This window comes from Pseudonocardia sp. (genome assembly GCF_025965585.1).
Classification (GTDB): Bacteria; Actinomycetota; Actinomycetes; order Mycobacteriales; family Pseudonocardiaceae; genus Pseudonocardia.
Genome location: NZ_JAOPWR010000225.1, coordinates 1 through 2,875, shown reverse-complemented (window position 1 = coordinate 2,875; position 2,875 = coordinate 1). Strand labels below are relative to the sequence as shown.

The 2,875-nt window shown below is 71.7% G+C and carries 4 protein-coding genes and 1 pseudogene; 1 reads left to right on the top strand and 4 read right to left on the bottom strand.

The genetic code is table 11. The annotated features are described in order from the left end of the window. Positions 1-21: 21 nt before the first annotated feature. The 3 genes from JWR81_RS14650 to JWR81_RS14640 are packed head-to-tail and all read right to left on the bottom strand — an operon-like array spanning position 22 to position 2,030. The gene (locus JWR81_RS14650) at positions 22-288 is read right to left on the bottom strand and encodes a hypothetical protein (RefSeq protein ID WP_297651685.1); all 267 of its coding nucleotides are present in this window, start codon (positions 286-288) and stop codon (positions 22-24) included. Then, complete coding sequence (locus JWR81_RS14645) at positions 285-434, bottom strand: hypothetical protein (protein ID WP_297651682.1); 150 nt, start codon at positions 432-434, stop codon at positions 285-287. Before JWR81_RS14645 ends, JWR81_RS14650 begins: the two co-directional genes overlap by 4 nt. 60 nt (positions 435-494) lie before the next feature. Next, a complete protein-coding gene (locus JWR81_RS14640) occupies positions 495-2,030 on the bottom strand; it encodes a class I adenylate-forming enzyme family protein (RefSeq protein WP_297651679.1) in 1,536 nt (511 codons plus the stop codon). Between the two features lie 184 nt (positions 2,031-2,214). On the opposite strand from JWR81_RS14640, the gene JWR81_RS14635 reads away from it, so the two are divergent. Beyond that, the gene (locus JWR81_RS14635; RefSeq protein ID WP_297651688.1) at positions 2,215-2,388 is read left to right on the top strand and encodes a hypothetical protein; all 174 of its coding nucleotides are present in this window, start codon (positions 2,215-2,217) and stop codon (positions 2,386-2,388) included. A gap of 152 nt (positions 2,389-2,540) precedes the next feature. Here JWR81_RS14635 and JWR81_RS14630 read toward each other — a convergent pair. Continuing rightward, a pseudogene (locus JWR81_RS14630) lies at positions 2,541-2,654 on the bottom strand (transposase); the annotation flags it as partial. Positions 2,655-2,875: the final 221 nt, after the last annotated feature.

Sequence of the window (2,875 nt, the reverse complement as noted above, 5' to 3'; positions counted from 1 at the left end):
GGCTCAACGGGGGACAGAGATCTAGGCGATCCGGCGGACGCCCCCGTCGCTGCTCAGGAACACCCCACGCAGGCCGAGGCCGGCCCTCGCGCAGGTGAGAACGAGCGCGTCGGCCCATGCGCGGTCGTGCGGCAGGATCACGTCGGCGCCACGGCGCTCCAGCGTCAGGATCGCCGAGCCGGGGCCGAGGTCGGTGGTGAGGTCGGCGGCCAGACCGCGCAGCATCTCGGCCAGCCCGTCGAGCAGACGGGGAACGGGCCGGCGCGGCACGGCCGACACGGGCATCACGACGGGGGCCTGTCGGCCGTCACCGTCCACCAGCATGATCCAGAGCTGCGGTCGACGCAGGCCGGGCAGACGAGCGTGCGGACGCGGGCGAGTACGTCGGCATCCGTGAGCAGCGTGGGGGCATCGGTGGGGTTCGGGATCGTCATGACCGCAGGGTCGCGCGGAGGGTGCCGGTCCCGTGGGCGTTTCGCGCAACCTGTGGATGACTACCGACCGTGCACCGGCGCGCCCCACTCCGTGCCCTCGCGCAGCGGGCGTTTGAGGATCTTGCCGCCGGGGTTGCGGGGCAGCGGCTCGGTGCGGACGGAGAAGAACTGGGGCACCTTGAAGTCCGCGAGCCGCTCGCGCAGGTGTTCCACCACCGGCCAGACCTCGAACACCGCGCCGGGCAGTGGCACGATCACCGCCCCGACCTTCTCGCCCATCACGGCGTCGGGCACGGCCACCACCGCGGCGTCGGCCACACCCGGCGCCCCGGCGAGCGCGTTCTCGACCTCGACGCAGTAGACGTTCTCGCCGCCGCGGTTGATCATGTCCTTGGCCCGGTCGACCACGTGCACCAGCCCGTCGTCGACGTGGGCGAGGTCGCCTGTGTGCAGCCAGCCGTCGACGAAAGCACCGGCGGTGGCGTCGGGCTTGTTCCAGTACCCCATGACGACGTTCGGCGCGCGGACGAGTAGCTCGCCGACCCCGCTGACCGGGTCCACGGCGTCCAGCGCGAGGTCGACGACCGGCGCGGCGAACCCCACGGAGTCGGCGTGGTCGGCGGCCAAGTCGTGGGGCAGGAACGTCGCGATCGAGGATGTCTCGGTGAGCCCGAAACCGTTGCCGACGCTCGCGGCGGGGAAGGCCTTGGTGATGCGCTCCACGAGTGACGGCGCGATCGGGGCGCCGCCGTAGGTGATGCGGCGGACGCGGGACAGGTCGAGGTCGCCGAGGTCGGGCTGCGCGAGCGCCAGCGCGTAGATCGCCGGGACGCTGACCAGTGTGTCGATCCGCTCGTCGATCACCGCGCGCAGGAACGCCCGGACCTCGAACACCGGCAGCACCACGGTGGTGCCGGCGAGCGCGAGCTGGACCAGCAGCTGGCTGTTGCACCCGGTGACGTGGAACAGCGGCACCGACACGAGGTTGCGCAGCGCCGGCCCGTCGGCGCGGTCGATGCCGATCACGCGGATGGCCGTCTCGACGTTGGACAGGAAGTTCTCGTGGCTGGTCATGGCTCCCTTGGGGAAGCCGGTGGTGCCGCTGGTGTAGAAGATCGCGGCGAGGTCGCCAGGGCGGGCGTCGTCGAGGACGACCGGGTCGCCGTCAGGGAGCGGCTCGCCGGGGCGCAGCACCGTGGCGGAGCCGGAGTCGCTGATCACATAGGCGATCTCGGGCTCGGCGAACCGCGTGTTGACGGGCACCGCGACGGCGCCGGCGAGCTGGGTGCCCAGGAAGGCGAGCACCCAGTCGACGCCCGCCGGGAGGAGGTTCGCGACGCGGTCGCCGCGCCCGACCCCACGGGCCACGAGGCCGCCCGCGACACGGGCGGACCGCTCCCACAGCTGCCGGTAGGTCAGCCGCTCGCCGCCGACCTCGACCAGTGCCTCGCCGTGGGGGTTCCGGTCGACGCTGTCGCGCAGCATCGTGACCAGTGACGACGGGAGCCCGGTGTAGTGGGCGACGCCGAGCGCGTCACGATCGATGCCGGAGGTGTCGAAGGGCGCGGCTCCGCGGGGGAGCGGTTCGACGGCCACGGGCCACCTCCGGACGTCGTTGTCGGACCTTGATCGTGGTGCCGGTCACACCGCGCGGTCAAGCGCGGGCCGCGGGCTCCGCCGACCGGAGCAACGGACGTCACAGGTCGGCATCGACGGCGGCGGACGGCGTCCGGAACCGACATCCTGCGCGTTCCCGCTCTCCGACCCCGAGGACGTCCCCATGGTCGCCATCGTCGCCGCGGTGCTCTTCGGCCTCGCGCTGATCTTCGAACTCGCCGGTTACTCGGTCTCGGTCGTCACCCCGACGACGCTCAGCACGGCCGGCCTGCTGTGCATCGCGCTGCACCTGGCCGGGATCGGCACGAGCCGTCCGGCGCGGCGCGGTCGGCGCTGATCGCGGTCGGGTTGATCCTCCGACCGGGATCCGCCGCCCCAGGGCCCCGGTAGCGGTCGGACGATCAGCTGCGCAGGTGCTCCAACGCCTCGGCCGCGTCGACCGCGTCGGCGTACTTCGCGTCGAGGCCGGCGAGGTTGGCCTCGTGCAGCGCGCGGGTGCTTGTCCGGTCGGCCGCCGGAGGTGGCCTCGGGAAGCAGCGGCTCGATCAGCTCCCACTGCGCGTCGCTGGTGTCGGACGGGTAGCGCTGTTTGCGTCGTGCGATCCACTCCACCGTCGATCAACTCTCGCGCAAGGTCGCGTAGGCGCGCCGAGCCTTCTCAGACACGCTCTGAGAGGGCGACCGAGGGAGCGCCTCTGCCGCCAGGAGAATTCGTACAAAATTCGTTTGATCTTCGGTCTCAGCCGGAGATTTCAAAGGGCCTTGGCTATTGTTTCCAGTTCCCTATCGGTGGACACTTGCAGGTGGTCACTCGGCGTCTGGCC

Excerpts from the sequence above, each read along its gene's own strand:
- JWR81_RS14645 (WP_297651682.1), bottom strand. The coding sequence starts at position 434 with ATGACGATCCCGAACCCCACCGATGCCCCCACGCTGCTCACGGATGCC.
- JWR81_RS14635 (WP_297651688.1), top strand. The coding sequence starts at position 2,215 with ATGGTCGCCATCGTCGCCGCGGTGCTCTTCGGCCTCGCGCTGATCTTC.